Origin of the sequence: Brevibacillus ginsengisoli (assembly GCF_050113715.1) — a bacterium.
Lineage (GTDB): Bacteria > Bacillota > Bacilli > Brevibacillales > Brevibacillaceae > Brevibacillus_H > Brevibacillus_H ginsengisoli.
On the sequence record NZ_JBNJQR010000001.1, the window covers coordinates 43,833 to 63,984 of the forward strand.

Genomic DNA, 20,152 nt, shown 5'->3' on the forward strand with positions numbered 1-20,152 from the left:
CCTTCCATTCGCGTAAGCCCACTAAGAAAAGATTTCGTCCGCTCGAAGCTCATTTTAAGCGAAACCAAGCGTAGAGAGCGGAGCGGACAGTAGATGCTACAAGCTAGCTTAAACAGAGCATAGAGGGACGAAGTCTTTTCTTTTTTATCACAGAATAGTCAAGGTCGACAGGAGAGTGTACTTGAAAAAACGTGGTATGCTATAAGGATATCGAATCTGAGCTGTTGAGGTGATCAAGATTGCGTGACATTGCCAATCGACATAAAGGGCTTCCAGAAAGAACACCAGAAATGTTGTTTCAAATAGTGGACAAGTTTACACGTGGAGCCCTGCATCATTACGAGGTAATTGAAGAGAAAAAGGACGAGCTCTTGTACGCATATGAAGAAAGAGCAACAGCTGGCGGTGAGGAAGCGTTGCTTGACGCGCTAACCGTGTTGTTCTGGGAATTTCATTTCTATGTGACCTGTTGGCTGCAAGTGGAGCTTGCCTTATACCGTCTGCTGCGAGTTGAAGCTACCCCAGAAATTCAAGCGGGGTTGCGAGAGGTGTTCGGTCAATATCGCACACAGATCGAACGGCATGTCCACGTTAGGCGTGTAATCGATTCAACACGAGAAGCTGTTGAGGCTCAATTTGCCCACTTTGGTCCCGAATTGGATTGTGTTGTGAAGGACCAATATTGGTTTGACGGCGTCTATTTTACGGTGGATGAAGCAAGCGTGGACACATTGCGTCAGTTGCATCAAGCGATTATGCGTTGGAAATTCTGATGATTATGCTTCCTCGTCGGAAAGTTTGATCTCAATAATGCTATCGACAATATGACGATGCAGGGAATTATAGGCTTTGTGTTTGAAATGAAGCTGAATGATATAAATCGCGAACAACGTAAGGGCCAAGATAATGGCGAAGAGCAGTTTCAGGTCTTCCTTCACCAGATTGGAGAGCTTGGCTGAGAAAATGAGAAATACAAAAGGAACCGTGGAAAAACAAAAGGGAATATACCCGAGTTGCGCTTCTGTTTTGCGAATGGCCGCCCCGATCAAGCGAAGTTCCTCAAGGGTCAGTTTCTCATAAAACGACCAGATCTCATGGATTTCTGTTAAATCTTTAATATGCGTCACGGCGGCTTGCTTGGTGTCGTATTGACGGATGGCCTTGTACAGTTTCTCGTAATTACCGTAAGTCTTCACTCGTTCCTCCTTCATTCTCGACATCGATCGAAGACCAAATCACAAAGTATGATAAAAGACCGCCAACAGTCGGCGGTCTTTTTCATTCGTAAATCAGAAGCTCATTATTCTCCGATTTACACAAGCAGTCGATTCTTAGAATGAACGGAACGGGATGTGGCCAGCGTTGTATGGAGCGTAGTGTTGAGATTGTGCATAGTCTTGATGAACTTCATGAACGTTCGTTCCGGCAAATCCAGGGTGGAAGATAGCGTTAGCCGTGGCTGGAAAAGATGGTGCCGCGCTCATCCCCATACCCATCCCCATATTATAGCTTTGTCCGTATGGTTGTTGGTTAACCGAAGGAGCAGGGTAGCCGGAGTTAAGCGCACGGACTTCTTGAACATTGGTGCCTGCGAAGTTAGGCTGGAATACACTGTTTGCTCCGCCAGCACTCATTCCACTCATTCCCGCGTGCATGCCATAGCCTGCAAATGAACCGGCTGATGCGTTGCGAGCGCGAACTTCTTGAATATTGGTGCCTGCAAAGTTAGGTTGGAACACCTCGTTGACAGAAGGCATGCCAACAGAAGAAACTTGAGGGGCATAACCCATAGTCTGGCCCATACCAGCCATGAACGGTTGTTGGTGAACCGCAGGAGAAGAATAACCAGAGTTAAGCGCACGCACTTCTTGGACGTTGGTTCCCGCAAAATTGGGGGAGAAAATGTTGTTTACCGGTGTTCCATACATTCCAGCCGCGTATGTAGAGGTTCCCGCAGGAGTTTGCAAAGATTGTGCATAATCTTGACGAACTTCGTTTGCATTTGTACCCGCAAAGCCAGGTTGGAACATCGTACTAGCAGATCCGCCAACAGGTAATTGCGATTGGAATTGATTCTGCCCATAGAAATTGTTGTAGGTCAATTTGACCACCTCCTGATATCAATTTTTTACCATGGTGGTTTATTCAATGCATGAAGGAGGAAAGAATCAATATTCTAATTTTCAAGACGAAATCAAAGCCAAAAACCCATTCCGCGTTGTCGAATGGGTTTTCTTATGCTCCACGGGGGGGTTATTAGGCCATAAAAGCTGAGACATACTGAGAATAGTAAATGAGGTTTGCCAGCGACGAACGGCGAATCGTGGGCTCATCGAATTTTTCCGGTTTGGCATTGGCTTCAAAAAACCAAAGCTTTCCTTCTTCGGTCAGCCCCAGATCCATCGACATTTCTGCCAGATCCTCAATTTCTTCGTTGAGAAGCCGCGCAATAGACAAAGCGGTTTGTTCAATATGCTGATAGATCTCGTCTGCTTGTTCCTTAAATAACGCTTGCAGTACCTTGGTTGTAGGGAGGATGGAACCGCCGCGAGGCACATGAGTCGTGATGCTGTTGGCGCCAGCCCGCCTGATTCCTATACCAGTTACTCCCCATTCGCCGCTGCCGCCCTTTTGAATTAATACTCTGACGTCAAACGGCCGTTTTTTGTAATGAGCCAGCTGAATGCCTTGTTGGATGATATAGCGATTGCCTCGAGTTCTCAGTATGACATTTCGCCACAAATCTGCCAGTTTGTGAAAATGACGGGTAGTCGAATTCTGCTCATTCACACAACGTAACTTCCAGCCAGATTTGCGCTGTTCGACTCGCATGATTCCTTTGCCCGCTTTACCTCTCGTCGGCTTCAGATAGATGAACGGATGCTGCTTGGCGAACGCTTGGAATTGGGCGTAGGTGCTCAATACCTTGGTGTCTGGTAAATATTCTTGTATTTCAGGCTTTTTCTCAAGGATTTGGAAGAGCGTGCGCTTATTAAAAAAGTGACGGTTGAATAGTGTGACATTCTCTAATTTAGCCAGTTGATTCAAGGTTTGCTTGACTTCATCTTTCGTCTCTAATTTGCGGGTAGGCACACGATTATAAACGACATGTGGAAACGGCATGACGCTCTCAACCCAGCTATCGTATTCTTCGTTGTATAAGAACGCTTGAATTCGTTTCTTTTCCCAGTTAATGCCACTAGGAGTAAACACATAAACCAATGCGCCAAGCCGTTTGCCAGAGTGGATAATGTCCTTGAAGTTATCACGGTTTCCTCTGAAAGAACTACCGTCTCCAACAGTCATAATACCAACGATTGGCCCGATCGTTAGTTGATCGTTGGACACCGCCCAATACACCTTAGTTCGTACACGATGAGGCTGCTGTGGGGGTGCCCCAAGCTGAATTGGTTTTTGAATGGAATCAGGGCCTAGTTTGGCTAAGAGTCGCTTTTGTTTGTTTAATCCTGTAATTATGGCTTTGTTAACTCCTTGCAGATACCAGCGACCTGAGGGGAGAATCGTTAGCCACCCTGATCGTATTTGGGCCATAGGACTGCCTCCTTCCTACTGATACGATTTTCTAGGGGGTTATTAGAAGTTGGCTAGATAGCGGCTGTAATCCACGATGAGATTGCGTGAAAAAGCGTCCGCTTCCTTTAACCGGGAATGCTTGAAGATAGAACGGCCGGGTTTGGAGTTCGCTTCAAACATCCACACCTGCCCATGGGTATCAATGCCCATATCTAAACCAAGTTCACCTAGAGGGGCTCGATTAGCCTCTTCAATAGCAGCCGACAAGCGAATGGCTGCATCCCTGATGCGTCTGGTAATCAAATCTTTTTGCTGGCCAAATAGATGTTGGAGCAAGTCTTCTCCGGGGATTACAACGCCACCAGTTCTGACATGTGTGGTTACGCTTCCCGAGCCAGCCACCTTGGCCGCCATGCAAGAGACGACCCAATTGTTCTCCTGATTCTTGTGAAGATGGACGCGAAAATCAAAAGGGCGATTCTGGTATGTGCATAATTGAATACCTTGTTGGACCAAATAAGAATTTAACCGGCGAGCCCGAGAAATATGAGCGAAGGCGGCGGAGATGGTTTTGAATATTCGCCTGACATTTCCCATACCGGTGTGATAGGAAACCTCATAGGTCTTGTTGGTTTTTTTTGTCAATTTGACAATCCCGTAGCCTAAACTGCCATTTTTGGGTTTAAGGTAGATGATCGGATATTTTCTGACCATGGCTTTAACCTTTTCCAGGGTTGGTTGGATATGCGTTTCCGGAATGTGCTCCTGCACTTCCAGATTGGGATAAAGGAGCCGATAAACATTCCATTTGTCAAAAAATCCGTCATTAAAGATCGGCAACCTTGTTTCTGCCACCCACCTCATCTTGAATTGCTGGACATAATCCAGTTTTTCTGCGGCGCGTGAAGGGATCCGGTCGTAGACGACGTCAGGCAGCGGAGTGGTCAGTTTTTTCCACGTGTACTTTCCTGTATTGGTCGGGCGCAAAAACCAGGCATCCACCACCTGCCGATCCCAATCAATATCATTGGGGGAAAAGGCGAAGTAGAAGACCCCTTTTCCTTTTTGAGCGGTCAGGAGTTTTTGAAAAAAAGAAGTGCGACCTCCGATCGGATTTGGCGTTTGCGGGCGAACTCCTGTTGTCACAATCCCAATGGAAGGGCCGATGCGAATGGTATCTCCATCTCTTTTTAAATGAATAAATCCGGTATGAGGAATATAAAGTTGTTTGCGTAACAGACCGGTAATCTTTACGGTGTTACTGTCAACGTTTTGTTTATCCTGAAAAACGGTAGCTGTTACTTCTTTCTTTCCCAACGAAATAAGAATTTGTTGACGTGGACGAAGCTGCAATTGCTGACATAATGAAAGCGGCAGAATGATTCCGGCAACTTTGGAGTGGTTGAGGAAGCGAAGCCGCACGAGAAGCGATTCCATGCTCAGTAACCCCCTACACGTTCATTCATGAGATATACCGCGTATTTGACAGGCTGTGTCAAGGAGCGGAGTTGAGCGGTTCGATCTTCAATCTGACGGAAAACGGTCCGACCCGGCCTGCTGTTCACCTCAATAATCCATATTTTTCCTGATTGATCGATACCAATATCAATCCCTAATTCCACCAAACGGCCATGATTTGATTCAAGGAACGGCGGTAACAAACGAATGACGTGATCAATCTCTTGCTCGATCAGATCCGGGTTCTTTGCGGCAAAGTTTTGGGAGAGAAACGTGTCGATTGCCACCGCTTTACCTCCACCATGGAGATTAGAAGTGATGCCATTCTTTTCACCTAATCGGACGGCTTTGCCGGTTGTTTCCCATTCGCCGTTCCCGTTTTTTTGGACCAGAACACGGATGTCAAACGGAGTCCCGCTTGGAGTATGGAGGGTTAAATATGGTTGAAGAATAAAGGGGCGAGAGGCGGTAAATGAAGTAAGGAACCGTTGAAAACTGGGTAAGCTGGTAAACCGTTTATGAATCACTTGGTTGGAATGATTTCGACCTAACACCTCATAGTCTTGTTTTGAGTGCCTTGAGAGCCGAATCACACTAAGTCCGTGGGTTCCGGATGCTGGCTTCACAATCACGTCCTGACCTGACATGAGTAGGGAAGTTACATGCTTAAAAGAGTATTGTTGAGTCTCAGGCAAGTATTGCGCCAGCTCCTCAGATTGGAGCAAGGTTTGATAAACCTGCCATTTTCCAGTAAGTCCATGGCCAAGAAATGTGACCTCGGGATCTTCTTGCAGCTTATCGATTAAGGGTTTATAACGGGTACGGATAGAGCTCCCAATAAAACAACGATCATAGACGAGTTTTGGGAACGGAAAGGTCTTTTTGATCCAGCGATTCTGTTCAAATTCATATCCGGAAACTTCTCGATTCTCAAAGTCTAGGGAACGGGGAGAAAAGACGAAGACGCGGATTCTCAGCTTGCGTCCAGCTAATGTCAGCATTTTGTAATAGCCTCTCTCTTTAAAGGAAGGCTCTTCTCCCTTGAACAATGCCATAATTCCTAATGTTCGATATTCAAATGACATAAGTGTCACCTTCGTTGTCCTTTTTGTTTCACCTTTTTCGAACGAACGATTTTGGCTTTTCCTGATTTTAATTTTCTTGATTTAGATTTTATGGAACTCGATTTAGGCAACTTGGAGAATCCCGCAAGGAAGGTTGAATAATCGAATATGCGGCGAGCGGAGGGTCTAATTTTGCGAACGATGCTGATTTCTTTGACGTCCTCACCTTCATCAGGTTCTTTGCGTTGGATGGTATTATCCGCCTTGGAAGGCTTGCTGTTGACTTCCAACAGCCAGATTCGACCAGTTACATCTACCCCTAAGTCAATGCCCATTTCGGCGTAATGACCGGCCAGAGACTGCTCCAGCTCTTGGGCAATCTCCAGTGCAACCGAGCTAAGCGCGTGTGGCGAGGGACGGACTGAAGCGCGCCACGGCCCAGATACACTCAAGGCCCGACTGGCGGAGGTCAACGTTCCACCTCTTGCTACATTGGATACTATGCTGTTTTGACCGATACGTGCTACTAAAGAGGTAACAGACCATTTGCCCCGCCTATTTTTTTGAACAAGGGCCCGAAAGTCAGCTGGTTTACGGTTAACACCGATCAAAAAAAGTCCCTGTTGAATCAGATAACTTTTTCCTCGAATACGCTTGTTCAGGGAAGAATACAGGGAAGCGAACTCTTTATACGTTTTAGTTACACTGCCATTCATGGCGGCGTACTGCAGGTGATAACCTCTGGAGGAGTTATAGATCCGATAAATTCCCCGTCCCATGCTTCCGCTAGTCGGTTTCACGTAGACCATGCGATGATCGGCCAACATTTCTTTGAGATCTTGTGATTGTTGCAAGCGGACGGTTTTGGGAAAATACTGCCCAACCGTTTGGTGATGGGCCAGCGCTTCATAGACATCCCATTTGTTCAGGAATTGCTCATTGAAAAAGGGGATTTGCTGATCCTTAAATCGCTGAATTGATGAACTTACCAGGTTCGTTTGCTCCACTTCACGTGTCGGCAAACGGTTATAGATACACTGAGGCAAAGGTAAGGTGGATTGTCGCCAAGTCCCATTCCGCCTGATCATGGCTCGGATACTCTGGGAATCCCATTGAATATCATTTGGGGTAAATACAGACACGATCCCGCCTTGTTTTCGGCATACATCAGCAATCTCCTCGACAAACGATGTAATCCCGGCAAAAGGTTGTGACGGATTGGAATGATTGATCCGGGAGAGAAGAATGCCCATGTACGGGCCAAAAATCAATTTGCCTGCTGATTCATCGTAACGTAGCTGAATCAGCAATCCAATGGGTATTCGTAGCGTTCTAAGAAGTGGTACCGTCATTTGTGTCACATTTTTTTGTTCTTGTCTGATAATTGTTCCTTGGGCTTGCTGACTACCGAATTCTATAGTCAGGGTAGTTAGAGGGATTTTACATTCACGAATGATTTTGGAGGGAAGATATACACCATATTCTTCTGTTTTTGAATCTACTGCTTGAATCATCGTTGGAACATATGACATGGCTATCCCCTTCCCGCTAGGCGTTAGGTAGTCTATTCTATGACAGGACATACGTATTGGTTCCATGGGTGTGAGTGCGATAATCCGCTCTGGGCGTGGGTCTAGGCAGGATCATAGCTTGTTCAAAAGGGCGTGGATGAAGGCCATTTTAAGAGAATAGAAGAGTAGAGGAAAAAAATGTAAAAGACATTCGTAGAAAAACTGAAAAGAAACTGTAATCCCTTTGTAATATTCCTGTAATAATTGATGGGTAAGATAAAACTACGATGAAAACCCCCTTAATTAATATACCTGTTCGTGTAGCCGATGCTGGCTACACTCTTTTTTTTTATCGGGCAGTACGCTATAGTGGCAGAAGGAGGGAAAAGGCTATGTTACGTTTCTTATTAGTGGCCCTTCTGGCGACACTGCTCCGCTTTTATCTGGGAGAACATTCGATCAGTTTTTTATGGTTTATCATTTTGTATTTGCCCATGATCAACTGGTCCGTCTATTGGATTTTTTTTACTGTACGAGTCGGACTCAACCGATTGCGGGGACATGAATGGATCAGCGTCCCGCAAATTCGAAAAATTTATGTCTGGTACTTATTTTTGCCAGGATCACTTGTGTTAGCTGAGGTAATCTATCAAGGTTATCTATATAATAGATAGAAAAGTTATGAAGAAGCCCAACTTGAGGTTAGACCCGAGAATGGTGGAAGGTGATACGGACAATGGCAACAAAACACGAACAAATTCTAGGATATATTGACAGTCTGCCCGTAGGAACAAAAATCTCCGTTCGACAGATCGCCAAGGATCTGGAGGTTAGTGAAGGAACTGCCTACCGCGCCATCAAGGAAGCGGAGGTACAAGGGTATGTAAGCACGATTGAGCGTGTGGGAACTGTACGGATTGAGAAGAAGCAAAAAGAAAATATTGAACGGCTCACGTTTGCCGAGGTTGTCAATATCGTAGACGGTCATGTGCTGGGCGGTAAAGAAGGTTTGTACAAAACACTGAATAAATTTGTCATCGGCGCAATGAAGCTGGAAGCGATGATGCGTTATATCGATCCGGGAAGCTTGTTAATTGTCGGGAACCGCGATCAAGCCCATAAACTCTCCTTGCAAAACGGAGCGGCGGTACTGATCACCGGTGGATTTGATACAAGCGATGAAGTGAAGGCGTTGGCCGATGAATTGTCTCTCCCGATTATTTCATCTACCTATGATACATTCACCGTGGCCTCTCTAATCAACAGAGCCATATACGACCGCCTGATCAAAAAAGAAATCATGATGGTGGAAGATATTCTAAAACCACTGGAAGAGACCGCCGTGCTCAAATCAACCGATACGGTGGACAAATGGCACGAGTTTACCCAAGCCTACAACGATACTCGATTTCCGGTTGTGGATGACCAAATGCGACTTGCCGGAATTGTTACCTCCCGAGATATTATAGGACACGACCGAAATACGCTAATCGAAAAAGTCATGTCCAAAAATCCAATTACGACAACACCGCGCGTATCGTTAGCCTCCTCTGCCCACTTGATGGTGTGGGAAGGAATCGAGCTGTTGCCGGTCGTAGACAATTATCGAAAGCTCGTTGGTGTCCTCAGTCGTCAGGATGTCTTGAAAGCCATGCAGTACATGCAGAAACAGCCCCAAATGGGGGAGACCTTCTCAAACCAAATTGTCAGTCACTTCCATGAAGAGAAGCAGGGCGATACGATTGTCTGGCATGGAGATATTACACCGCAGATGACGAATCACTTGGGGACAGTTTCAAGTGGCGTCATGACGACTGTCATTGTTGAATCCGCTTGTAACGCGCTCCGTCAACATAAGCGTGGGGATATGGTACCTGAGAATATTACGGTTTACTTCCTCAAGCCGGTTCAGATGGAAAGTGAAATCTCCGTCAAACCGCGTGTGCTCGATATCAGCCGCCGATTCGGAAAAGTGGAGGTATCCGTCTTCCATAATGACCAGCTTGTGGGGCAAGCGATGGTTACCGCACAAATCATTGAACGATAAACGATCCAAACAAACGCTTCCGGACATCGGAGGCGTTTTCCATTTCGCGTAAGCCAACCAAGAAAAGACATCGTCCGCTCGACGCTCATTTTAAGCGAAACAAAGCGCAGAGAACGTAGGAAGGAAATAGAGTCGGCATTCTTTACTTCAGACTGAGAAACTAAGTGATTTTCTTGTCGACTCCCTTCCGTAGTGCTCGGAGCGGACACTAGATGCTACACGCGAGCTTAAATAGAGCACAGAGGGAGGATGTCTTTTCTTATGTTTAACACTATCAATAAGTTGGGTATTGGATAAAGTCACAAAACTCAACGAGGTGATAAGACAACGTGAAGAAATTAAGCCACAAGGTCATACTGCTTATGTTATCTGCCTGTCTGCTTTTAGGAGTGCTCATTAACGGTATGGCCTATTTGTATATGTCATCTGCCAAGGAACGCGCCATCGCTCAGTTAGACGATTCTTTGAGAAAGGGATTTGACCGTAAGATTCAGTCGGAAGTGGAATCGGTCATCAGTCTACTTCACTATTATGACAATCGAGCCAAAAAAGGAGAGATGACCAAAGAGGCCGCCATGAAACAAGCGGCTGACGCTGTGCGTGAGCTTCGGTACAGCGGGGATTCCTACTTCTGGATTGACACCTACGATGGTACGAACGTCGTTTTCTTAGGAAAGAAAGAGTCAGAGGGTAAAAACCGTTATAATCAGGTAGATGCAAAAGGCAATCATTTTATCCAGGAAATTATCGAGAACGGGAAAAAGGGCGGCGGCTTTAGCGATTATTATTTTCCGAGAAATGGCGGAACGGAACCTTTGCCGAAGCGTTCTTACTCGATAGCCTTTGAAGACTTTGGTTGGGTTGTGGGGACAGGTAACTATACGGATGATATTGATCAGGCCGTACGATTGGACACGGAAGAATTGGAGCTGAAATTTAAGCATAACCTACTGACTCTGTTTACCTTATCCTTCAGTGTAATTGTTGTGATTATTGTTTGTGCGGTTCTCTTCAGTTTGAGATTAACTAAACCGTTGGAGTATACAACCGCTTATCTGGCTCGTTTGGCGAAGGGGGATTTTCGCAGTGAGATGGAGAGTAAAGATTCCCGTCTACAAGACGAGATTGGCGTATTGATCCGTTCTTCGTCCAATATGAGAGATTCTATTCGTCAAATTATTACCGGAATCACGCAAGAATCGGAGGAAGTCAATCGTCTTCTGCACCAAACGATGGAACATATGGGGCATCTCAACGGTCAAATTGAAGATATCTCGGCGACTACCGAAGAGATGTCTGCGGGAATGCAGCAAACCGCCGCATCTACCGAAGAGATGAACGCCTCCGCTTCCGGGATTAGACGGGCAGTGGAGAATATTTCGGCAAGGCTTGTTGCAGCCGAAGCGTCAACTCAAGAAATTAACCAAAGAGCCAAAGAATTAAAAGATTCCGCGCTTCACTCACAGGCAGTGGCACAAGAAATGTATTTGCAGACGAATCAAAAACTGAAGGACGCCATCCAGAAGTCAAGCGCTGTTCAACAAATTGGACAGCTTTCCACCGCGATTATGAATATTGCGGCACAGACGAATCTGCTTTCTCTTAATGCTTCGATTGAAGCGGCGCGAGCAGGGGAAGCAGGCAAAGGATTCTCTGTTGTCGCCTTGGAAATTCGCAAGCTGGCTGAACATTCCCGTGATTCGGCTACCGAAATCCAGGAAGTGGTGAATAGTGTGATGGAGGCAGTGCAACACTTGTCCGATAGTTCGTCTGAAGTGATGGGATTTATTGATCAACAGGTGATTCAAGATTATCAGCTTCAAATTGTCACCGCAGAAAAATATAATGAGGACGCGCATATGATCAGCAGGATGATGGCTGATTTCAGTGAAACGACCCACCAATTGTTAACTTCGATTGAGCTCATGACCAATTCATTGAATGAAATTAGTATTGCAACTTCTCAGGGAGCAATTGGAACGACAGATATTGCGGAGAAATCGGGAATCATCGTCTCGGATTCGGATACCATCGTCAATCTCTGTGAAGAAGTAACCCAATGCTCCAAGCGATTGCTGGAGTCGGTCGCTCAGTTTAAGATATAAGATAATTTTATGCTGAACAAAACCCTGCCTGACACAGCTTTCCGTTTGTGTCGAGCAGGGTTTTGTTTCAATACACCTGTGCAGTTTACAAAGGGAGAGTGAATGAAAAACGAATGAAATTGCCTTCTTTATGGGCCCAGATATCTCCACCATGGAGTTCGATAATGCTCTTGGCGATAGCCAGACCAAGTCCTGAACCACCTGAAGCAGAGCGCGACTGATCAGCCCGATAGAACCGCTCAAATAAACGTGGAACGTCTTCATCCGTCAGTGTGTCGCAATAATTGTCGATTTGAACAATGGCCTTCTGTTCAAGAGAGTCTAGTCTAACTCGGATTTCTCTAGGCTTGTTGCTGTAGGTGATCGCATTGGTCAGCAAATTATCAATTACTCGCACAATCTTGTCTGCATCTACATCGACGATGATTCGCTCGTGGGTCATTTCTTTCACAAAGACAAGACCGTTTTCCTCACTCAGCGGAACAGCTTCTTCAACCAGTTGATCGACTAATTCATTCATGCATACTTCTCTTCGGTGCAATCGGACGCCAGGGCTGGTCAGTTTGGTGTACTCAAAGAGGTCATCAATCAACCGTTTCAACTTCTCCGACTTTCCATAGGTAACCTTCACGTATTCCTCCATTTGCTCGTCAGATTCATATTTGTGATCCAGAACCAAGCGTAAATATCCCATGATCGTCGTCAGAGGCGTACGCAAATCATGTGAGACATTGGTGATCAGCTCGTTTTTCACTTTCTCGGCTTGGCGCTCTTCCTCGATTTTAAGTTGCAGCTCTGAAGCCATATGGTTGATGTTGACTGCAAGTGAACCGATTTCATCCTGGCTACCTTCTTTGACGCGATGCTGGAGGTTGCCTGTGGCAATTTCCCGTAAACCAGCAGACAGCTCCCCGATTTGGTTCATCTTTCGTTTGGTCAAGAAGTAGAAAAGGACGAAGAATGTAATCAGACCAGGAAGAATAGGGAGAAGTATAGGGGTAGTCGAGAAATTGTTGTACACGATGTTTGGGCGAGGGGCGCCAGTCACAATTAGGAATACTTTTTGGTTGTTATACAGTTCAATCGGAATAAAGCTTGAATACTCAATCATTGGATGGGAATCCCCAGAGTAGCTGATTCCACTGTAGTGACTTCGAGCCTCCATCGCCTGACCAATCAAGGTACGAATGTCTACCTGAGTTTCAGCTGTATTGCTTGATTTATAGAGGACTTTCCCATCCATATCGATGATCATGATTTTTTTTTCGTAGTTTTTCCCTTGTTGATCAATGAATTCTTGCAAGTTTTTGATGTACTCTTTCTCGTTGTGTATTGATCCATCAATTATTTCTACTTCTTGGGGACTACTTCCAGTAACGGCTCCTTCGCCTGCTTTGGTGGTTTTAGGATTTCCAAGTGCGGTTTTTAAATCTTGATTGTATTGGTTAATCACTGGCATTACTGATTCTCTGGCTACATTATCAATCTCATCCATGCCTCCCTCGTAATGAATCTCAGCAGACATATTCTGAGTTTCAAATATCGGCTTGGTCACAGCGTATACAATCAATCCGGCAACAATACAGACAGCAAATGTCAGTATTAATCGCACGCGTAAGCTTCTGAGTAATGTATGTCGCCAGCTTCTCACCTTTCGTGAAATCATTTGCCACGGTATTCTAATAAATTTCGGTGCGCTAATCTCAATTCTCAATTTTATATCCAACTCCCCAGACTGTTTTAATGTACATCGGCTTGCGCGGGTTGTCTTCAAGCTTCTCACGGATTTTGCGAATATGTACCATCACGGTATTGTCCGATTGCATGAAAGACTCTCCCCAGACCCGTTCATAAATCCGTTCACTGCTGAATACCATGCCGCGATGACGAGCGAGCAGCTCTAAAATGGAGAATTCACGCGGAGTTAATCGCACATCTTTTCCGCCAACCTTGACTTCATGAGTGGACACATTCAAGACGAGGTCATCAATCTCAATTTCGTCTTCTTTGGGAATAGAAGGAACATTCAGCTTCTTGTAGCGTCGAAGCTGGGATTTAACCCGCGCTACCAATTCTAAAGGATGAAACGGCTTTGTCATGTAGTCATCTGCTCCTGTGCTGAGTCCGTGTATTTTATCCATTTCCTGACTTTTAGCGGATAGCATAATGATCGGCATGTTATGAAACTCTCTCATTCTGATACATACATCAATTCCGTCAAGCTTTGGCATCATGATATCGAGGATGACCAGATCAACCGATTGCTTATCAAGCAATTCTAATCCTTCCAGACCATCTGCTGCCAGAATGACGTCATACCCTTCATTTCGAAGATAAATTGCCACTAACTGACGAATATCTGCCTCATCGTCTATTACGAGAATTCTCTCTTTTACCATGAACGTTATCTCCTTGAACCACCGTATCGTAGAATAGAACAGACATGTTTTTTACTATATCACCCCTTGAACAATTGGCAACCTCTTCCAAACAACTGTTCATATACTAACGGATAGATCTTAAGTAAACCATTCCATAATTCTTAAGAAATTCTTAACTCAAGTGGCTTAAGTCTCGAAAACCCTGTACATACAAGGAGAATGTATTTTCATAATTTTCACAATTGGTATATGATGATCTTGGATCATATTGGTCGAATTGCCGATATACCTACTAAGTCAGGGGGATGGAGCTATGGTGAGTCAGCATCACCGATCCTTTTTTCAAATGGGTGCTGCAGAGATGGCAGGGGGAGTTGCATCTGGCTTATTTAGTTCCCAAGAGATTGTCGAAGCGCTCATCGCCAGAATCGAAGAGCGAGACCAACTGATTAAGGCTGTCGCTGTTCCTTTATTTAATCAAGCAAGACGAACTGCTACCAAGCTGGATCGGGAGGTTCGAAGCGGGAGTCGAATCGGTCGTCTGCATGGGGTTCCTGTCACGATAAAAGAGTCTATTGAAGTAGCAGGAACGCCTTGTACATGGGGAGTGCGCAGTCGTCTCGATCACCTAGCGAATCAAAATGATCCTGTTATCGATAAATTGCAAGATCATGGTGCGATTCTATTGGGGAAAACGAATGTCATGGAGCTTTTGATGGGCTGTGAATGTGTTAACCCGGTCTATGGCAGGAGTCTGAATCCCTGGAATCATGCGAAGACACCAGGGGGAAGCTCAGGTGGAGAGGGAGCGATCATTGCGTATGGGGGTTCTCCGCTTGGGATGGGAACTGATATCGGGGGGAGCATTCGAACACCAGCTCATTTTTGCGGGATACACGGGATCAAACCTACCCCCGGACGTATCGCAACAAGACCTCCACAGGGAATCTATCATGTCCAAAAAGCGGGAAATGTCATGTCCTCAATCGGACCAATGGCAAGATTTGTCGATGATTTGACGTTGGCCCTTCAGGTTGTTACGGAACAAACAGAACAAACTGAGCAGTATCCAATTGCTCCTGAGCAGATTGATCTATCCAGATTGAGGGTGGGCTACATCCTCGATGATGGGATACTTCCGGTAGCACCCGCCATCGCACGCACCATTCAGGAAGCGGCAGCGGCACTTAAAGCAAGTGGAGCAGAGGTGGTCGAATTTAAACCTCCGCATATTCGTGAGATGTTCACAGGTTTCTATTCCATCCTGTTGGCTGATGGCGGACAAGGCTTGCGTCGGACACTGCATGAACAGATTGAGAGCCCTCACCTGCAAAAAGTCCACAAAGTACAATCCATCAAACCCAGTCTCCGCCCAATCATTAGTGGTATTCTCCGTCTCCTGGGCCAGCGAACGGTGGGTGAGCTAATCTTTCCGCATGTAGGGGCAAAAACAGAAGAGATGATAGATCGACTGGTACAAGCGAGAGCTCTGCATCAACAGACTTTTATACAAGAATGGAGGAACCAGCAGATTGATGTGCTAATCTGTCCACCATTTATTACGACTGCCTTGGGACATGATGCCTCACTGAATTTATCATTTGAAGGTTCATACGGGTGCTTGTTTAACTATTTGCAGATGCCAGCGGGTGTTGTTTCTCTTTCCCAAGTCCGTACAGAAGAAGCTCGAGAACGTCAGCAGAGTAAGGATCGAGTGATTCAAACACTCTCGCATAATGAGCGGGAGAGTGCAGGTTTGCCAGTTGGCGTGCAAATTGTCGCTCCCCATTATCGTGAAGATCTGGTGCTGGCTGTTATGAAAGCATTAGAAACGGCTTTTCAAGGAAAGGCAGACTATCCGGCTGGTAAACTGTGCTGTCAGTAACCTGGGCATAGACTAAAAAGAACAGGCGCCTACACTCGATAGGTGCCTGTTCTTTGCAAACAACTACAAGCAATTCCTTAAAAGCATTTATTAAGTACTAAGGGTTAGGCGCTTTTCTTATTCCGTGTTGCCGACAACCACTCACGCTTAAAACGAAGATAATTGCGCAAGCCCAGAATGAGGTTGATGCCTCCAACGCCAAGAAATAGACAGGCAACGATGATACGAGTCGCGTCCAAATTGTCGAATGTGAATTGGTTAGCTCCCAAAAAGAGGAGTAAAAGTCCAAGCATGACATTCATTTTTCCAAGGATCATTTTGGATTCCAGCGGGTGAATCCCACGTCGGCGCGCAGAAATACTGTAGTAGACCCAGCCCATCAAAGAACCCGCAAGTCCTGTTACATACGTAGCGAACCACATAAGAGAGGCTCCTTTCCGTACCGAACAATTAAGTACCCTCTCATCCTACTAAAATTAGCCAAAGTGGTCAATTAGAGCGATTATACGTTCGCATGGCAAACATTTGCGCTATAATAGAAAGTATGATTCAAGAACTAACGACGAATAGAAAGGACGAGTTAGGTGAGTACACCATTCGTTCATTTACATGTTCATACTGAATATAGCTTGCTTGACGGCACAGCGCGGATTAATGAATTGATACCAAGAGCGGTAGAGCTGGGAATGAAGGCTCTCGCGATTACGGATCATAACAACCTATATGGAGCCATTCCATTTTATCGGGCGTGTAAAGAAGCCGGTATCCGACCGATTATCGGGCTTGAGGTCAATTTGGTAGATGGTTCATTAGACGAGCGTATTACCCGTAAGTCAGCTCCACCGTTTCACCTGGTGCTTCTGGCAGAGAATCACACAGGCTACCGCAATCTCTTAAAGCTTACGACGATTGCTCAAACGGAAGGCGGACAGATTCTGCCACGAATTAATAGGACCATTCTCGCGAAGCACACAGCCGGTCTGATCGCTATAGCTGACGCCAGAGAAAGTGAGATCGCAAGACTGCTTTTGGCTGGCGATATCACAGCTGCAGCCCAGACAGCCCAGTGGTATCAGAAGCTGTTCGGACCGGAGCATTTTTATCTGGAATTGCAGGATCACGGTCTGGAGATTGAGCGGAGACTGAACCAACGAGTTGTGAAGATGCATCAGGAGCTGGGAATTCCGTTGGTCGTGACCAATAACGTGCACTATGTCAATCAAGAGGACCATGAGCTTCACGACGTCCTCTTGGCGATCAAGGAAGCCAAAACATTGGATGAACCCGAGCGATTTCGCTATGAGACCGATCAATATTATCTCAAAAGCGGAGAAGAAATGGCACGAAACTTCGCTTTTGCGCCCAAAGCGCTGGAGAACACACTTCGCATCGCTGAGCGATGTCAGTTGGAGCTTGTGTTTGATCAGCATATCCTACCGAAATTTCCTTTGCCGGATGACATTGATCCTAATGAATATCTGCGGAAGCTTTGCCTGCAAGGATGCCGGGAACGATATGGTGAGCTGACGCCGAAGATTACCGCCCAATTAGATCACGAACTAACGATTATTACTGGAACAGGCTTTACCGATTATTTTTTGATTGTCTGGGACTTTATGCGATACGCGCATGATCATGGGATTCCGACAGGACCGGGACGTGGTTCAGCAGCTGGAAGTATTGTCAGCTATGCCCTTCATATTACCAATGTTGACCCCTTGGCGTTTAACCTGTTGTTTGAGCGGTTCCTGAATCCCGAGCGGATCACCATGCCAGATATTGATATCGACTTTGCCGTGGAGCGGCGGGATGAAGTAATCCGGTATGTAGCAGACAAATACGGACATGACCGTGTCGCCCAAATCATTACCTTTGGAACATTGGCAGCAAGAGCGGCTGTTCGAGATGTGGGACGGGTGCAAGGCTTGTCACTTGGACTGGTTGATCGTGTCGCGAAAATGATCCCGCAATCCCACTCAATGAATATTGACCGAGCCATGCAGATGAACCCTGATCTGGTGAAGTTGACGCAGGATAACCCGCAAGTGGCCAAGCTGATTCAGGCAGCCAAAGGCTTGGAGGGGCTCCCGCGCCACGCTTCGACACATGCCGCAGGTGTCGTCATCTCCCGTGATCCATTAACGGAGTATGTACCCTTGCAGCTTGGCAGTGAAGGCTTAAGCCTGACGCAATATCCGATGGAAGTGTTGGAACAAGTAGGCTTGTTGAAAATGGACTTCCTGGGACTTCGCAACCTGACCATTATTCAAGAAACATTGAATCATTTGCGTTCCATTGGAATTGAGCTGTCTTTAAACCAGATTCCCATGAATGATGAGGCGAGCTTTCGGATGCTTAGCCGAGGAGAGACCACGGGTGTTTTTCAATTGGAGTCGTCGGGTATGCGCAATGTGCTGCGAGAATTGAAACCGTCCACGATTGACGATATTATCGCCGTTCTTGCCTTGTATCGACCGGGGCCAATGGAGATCATTCCGCAATATATTCAGGCCAAGCATGGTAAGGAAAAGGTACATTATGCCCATCCAGATCTGGAACCGATCCTTTGTGAGACGCATGGCTTTATGATTTATCAGGAGCAAATCATGCAGATTTCCTCCAAGATGGCTGGTTTCTCGTTGGGAGAGTCGGACATTTTGCGAAGGGCAGTAGGGAAGAAGAAGCGTGAATTGCTGGCAGAGCAGCGCGAGCGTTTTGTGGAAGGAAGCATCCGTCAGGGATACGACGAGAAATTGGCGAATGAAATATACGACCTGATTGTTCGCTTTGCCGACTATGGTTATAACAAAGCCCATTCAGTGGCCTACGCTATGATCTCTTACCAGATGGCCTATCTCAAAGCCAACTATCCCGTCGCTTTTATGGCAGCACTCTTGTCACTCTCGATTGGCAGCCAAGGCAAGATAGCCGAGTACGTCGACGAGGCCCGCAGACTGCAGGTGGAGGTTCTTCCGCCCGATGTAAACCACAGTGAAGCGCTGTTTACCGTACAAAACAACAAGATTCGCTTTGGACTAGCGGCCGTTAAAAATGTCGGGTATGGCGCGGTGGAATCCATCGTGCGGGAGCGCCAGAAAGCCGCTTATCGAGATATCGTTGATTTCTGTTCCCGAGTGGACAGCCGACTGGTGAATCGCCGAGTGATTGAATCCTTGATTCTGTGCGGTGCGTTGGACTCGCTGCCGGGTTCACGCGCTCAATTATTGGTCATACTGGATGAAGCGCTCGAGAAAGGCCTTTTGCGTCGACGGGAGCGGGACGAAGCTCAATTGAATCTGTTTGCTCCGTTACAAGCCGATTCGAACACAGACTCAACAACCGATCAGACAGTTATTCCGGTCTCTTCCTATCCTGAGGTACCCGATTTCACCGGAATCCAGCGTCTAAAAGAAGAGCGAGACATGCTTGGCGTCTATGTATCGGGTCATCCGCTAGACGATTATCGCCATCTGAGCAATCATCCTGGGGTCATTCGTATTGCCCGGATTGAAGAGAATCAACGCAATCAGACAGTGAAACTGGTGGGAATGGTTCTGGAGAGCAAGCAGATTCAGACGAAAAAAGGGGAACCCATGGCTTTTCTCGTCGTGGAGGATCGCACGGCTCCCATCGAAGTCGTCGTCTTCCCGCAGGTGTTTCAGAAGCATCAGAGCTTGTTGCAAAAGGAACAGCTGATTGTCGTGGAAGGACGCGTGGATGTGCAGGAGGATATCTGCAAGCTGATCGCCTCACGCTTCTGGGATGTGACGACGCTGCCGCTGCCTCAAGCTCCATCTCAATCACAGATAGAAGCACAGTCACAGATTGAAGTCCAACAGCAGCCTGAAACTCATTCGCAATCAAAGGTTCAGACCGAGACGGTTGCGTTCGTCAAAATCTCTGCCAAGCAAGAACGGGATTCGACATTAACTCGCTTAAAAAAATTGCTTGTCGAAAGAAGAGGAACGATTTCTGTGTTGCTTTATTATGAGGGCAAAAAGCAGACGATCCGCCTTCCTGCCGAATATTGCGTTGACCCAGACGAGTCATTTTTGGAGCAAGCGAGAGAAATAGTGGGAAGAGAGAGCGTAATCCTGAAAGAAATGCCAATAAACTGGGGAGGATAGGAAATGTCCTCCCTTTTTGCGCTTTTTCGCTGACTTTACA

15 protein-coding genes are annotated in these 20,152 nt (G+C 46.3%); 6 read left to right on the top strand and 9 right to left on the bottom strand.

Features of this window, described 5'->3' with window-relative positions; translation table 11 throughout:
- Positions 1–239: 239 nt before the first annotated feature.
- The gene (locus tag ACQCN2_RS00245) at positions 240–773 is read left to right on the top strand and encodes a hypothetical protein (protein WP_426926876.1); all 534 of its coding nucleotides are present in this window, start codon (positions 240–242) and stop codon (positions 771–773) included.
- Positions 774–776: 3 nt separating this feature from the next.
- On the opposite strand, the gene ACQCN2_RS00250 is transcribed toward ACQCN2_RS00245, so the two are convergent.
- The 6 genes from ACQCN2_RS00250 to ACQCN2_RS00275 form a co-directional block, all read right to left on the bottom strand.
- Entirely contained in the window at positions 777–1,196 is a 420-nt protein-coding gene (locus ACQCN2_RS00250) for a hypothetical protein (protein ID WP_426926877.1), read from the bottom strand.
- Between the two features lie 135 nt (positions 1,197–1,331).
- Complete coding sequence (locus ACQCN2_RS00255) at positions 1,332–2,102, bottom strand: hypothetical protein (RefSeq protein WP_426926878.1); 771 nt, start codon at positions 2,100–2,102, stop codon at positions 1,332–1,334.
- Between the two features lie 154 nt (positions 2,103–2,256).
- Positions 2,257–3,552: a YheC/YheD family endospore coat-associated protein gene (locus ACQCN2_RS00260; RefSeq protein WP_426926879.1), complete on the bottom strand. Its 1,296-nt coding sequence runs from the start codon at positions 3,550–3,552 to the stop codon at positions 2,257–2,259.
- A 42-nt stretch (positions 3,553–3,594) separates the two neighbouring features.
- On the bottom strand, positions 3,595–4,971 hold the full coding sequence (locus ACQCN2_RS00265; RefSeq protein WP_426926880.1) for a YheC/YheD family endospore coat-associated protein: 1,377 nt from the start codon (positions 4,969–4,971) through the stop codon (positions 3,595–3,597).
- 2 nt (positions 4,972–4,973) lie between these two features.
- Positions 4,974–6,077 carry a YheC/YheD family endospore coat-associated protein gene (locus tag ACQCN2_RS00270; protein ID WP_426926881.1) on the bottom strand — a complete coding sequence of 368 codons (1,104 nt, stop codon included), beginning with the start codon at positions 6,075–6,077 and terminating at the stop codon, positions 4,974–4,976.
- A 5-nt stretch (positions 6,078–6,082) separates the two neighbouring features.
- A complete protein-coding gene (locus ACQCN2_RS00275) occupies positions 6,083–7,588 on the bottom strand; it encodes a YheC/YheD family endospore coat-associated protein (RefSeq protein WP_426926882.1) in 1,506 nt (501 codons plus the stop codon).
- A 371-nt stretch (positions 7,589–7,959) separates the two neighbouring features.
- Here ACQCN2_RS00275 and ACQCN2_RS00280 point away from each other — a divergent pair, with 371 nt between their 5' ends.
- The 3 genes from ACQCN2_RS00280 to ACQCN2_RS00290 all read left to right on the top strand — a co-directional run bounded on the left by ACQCN2_RS00280 (position 7,960) and on the right by ACQCN2_RS00290 (position 11,719).
- On the top strand, positions 7,960–8,241 hold the full coding sequence (locus ACQCN2_RS00280) for a hypothetical protein (RefSeq protein WP_426926883.1): 282 nt from the start codon (positions 7,960–7,962) through the stop codon (positions 8,239–8,241).
- A 62-nt stretch (positions 8,242–8,303) separates the two neighbouring features.
- Entirely contained in the window at positions 8,304–9,614 is a 1,311-nt protein-coding gene (locus tag ACQCN2_RS00285; RefSeq protein ID WP_426926884.1) for a DRTGG domain-containing protein, read from the top strand.
- Positions 9,615–9,943: 329 nt separating this feature from the next.
- Positions 9,944–11,719 (top strand): methyl-accepting chemotaxis protein, encoded by a 1,776-nt coding sequence (locus tag ACQCN2_RS00290; RefSeq protein ID WP_426926885.1) that lies wholly within the window; start codon positions 9,944–9,946, stop codon positions 11,717–11,719.
- Between the two features lie 85 nt (positions 11,720–11,804).
- On the opposite strand, the gene ACQCN2_RS00295 is transcribed toward ACQCN2_RS00290, so the two are convergent.
- Positions 11,805–13,331, bottom strand: a complete 1,527-nt coding sequence (locus ACQCN2_RS00295; protein WP_426926886.1) for a sensor histidine kinase — start codon at positions 13,329–13,331, stop codon at positions 11,805–11,807.
- A gap of 91 nt (positions 13,332–13,422) precedes the next feature.
- A complete protein-coding gene (locus ACQCN2_RS00300) occupies positions 13,423–14,118 on the bottom strand; it encodes a response regulator transcription factor (protein ID WP_426926887.1) in 696 nt (231 codons plus the stop codon).
- A 295-nt stretch (positions 14,119–14,413) separates the two neighbouring features.
- Here ACQCN2_RS00300 and ACQCN2_RS00305 point away from each other — a divergent pair, with 295 nt between their 5' ends.
- Positions 14,414–15,985, top strand: a complete 1,572-nt coding sequence (locus ACQCN2_RS00305; protein ID WP_426926888.1) for an amidase — start codon at positions 14,414–14,416, stop codon at positions 15,983–15,985.
- Positions 15,986–16,089: 104 nt separating this feature from the next.
- Here ACQCN2_RS00305 and ACQCN2_RS00310 read toward each other — a convergent pair whose 3' ends face one another.
- The gene (locus ACQCN2_RS00310) at positions 16,090–16,407 is read right to left on the bottom strand and encodes a YtpI family protein (protein ID WP_426926889.1); all 318 of its coding nucleotides are present in this window, start codon (positions 16,405–16,407) and stop codon (positions 16,090–16,092) included.
- Positions 16,408–16,569: 162 nt separating this feature from the next.
- On the opposite strand from ACQCN2_RS00310, the gene ACQCN2_RS00315 reads away from it, so the two are divergent.
- The gene (locus ACQCN2_RS00315; protein WP_426926890.1) at positions 16,570–20,112 is read left to right on the top strand and encodes a DNA polymerase III subunit alpha; all 3,543 of its coding nucleotides are present in this window, start codon (positions 16,570–16,572) and stop codon (positions 20,110–20,112) included.
- Positions 20,113–20,152: the final 40 nt, after the last annotated feature.

Coding starts and splice junctions, on each gene's coding strand:
- ACQCN2_RS00275 (WP_426926882.1), bottom strand. CDS start 7,588: ATGTCATATGTTCCAACGATGATTCAAGCAGTAGATTCAAAAACAGAA.
- ACQCN2_RS00260 (WP_426926879.1), bottom strand. CDS start 3,552: ATGGCCCAAATACGATCAGGGTGGCTAACGATTCTCCCCTCAGGTCGC.
- ACQCN2_RS00305 (WP_426926888.1), top strand. CDS start 14,414: ATGGTGAGTCAGCATCACCGATCCTTTTTTCAAATGGGTGCTGCAGAG.
- ACQCN2_RS00265 (WP_426926880.1), bottom strand. CDS start 4,971: ATGGAATCGCTTCTCGTGCGGCTTCGCTTCCTCAACCACTCCAAAGTT.
- ACQCN2_RS00310 (WP_426926889.1), bottom strand. CDS start 16,407: ATGTGGTTCGCTACGTATGTAACAGGACTTGCGGGTTCTTTGATGGGC.
- ACQCN2_RS00300 (WP_426926887.1), bottom strand. CDS start 14,118: ATGGTAAAAGAGAGAATTCTCGTAATAGACGATGAGGCAGATATTCGT.
- ACQCN2_RS00285 (WP_426926884.1), top strand. CDS start 8,304: ATGGCAACAAAACACGAACAAATTCTAGGATATATTGACAGTCTGCCC.
- ACQCN2_RS00280 (WP_426926883.1), top strand. CDS start 7,960: ATGTTACGTTTCTTATTAGTGGCCCTTCTGGCGACACTGCTCCGCTTT.
- ACQCN2_RS00270 (WP_426926881.1), bottom strand. CDS start 6,077: ATGTCATTTGAATATCGAACATTAGGAATTATGGCATTGTTCAAGGGA.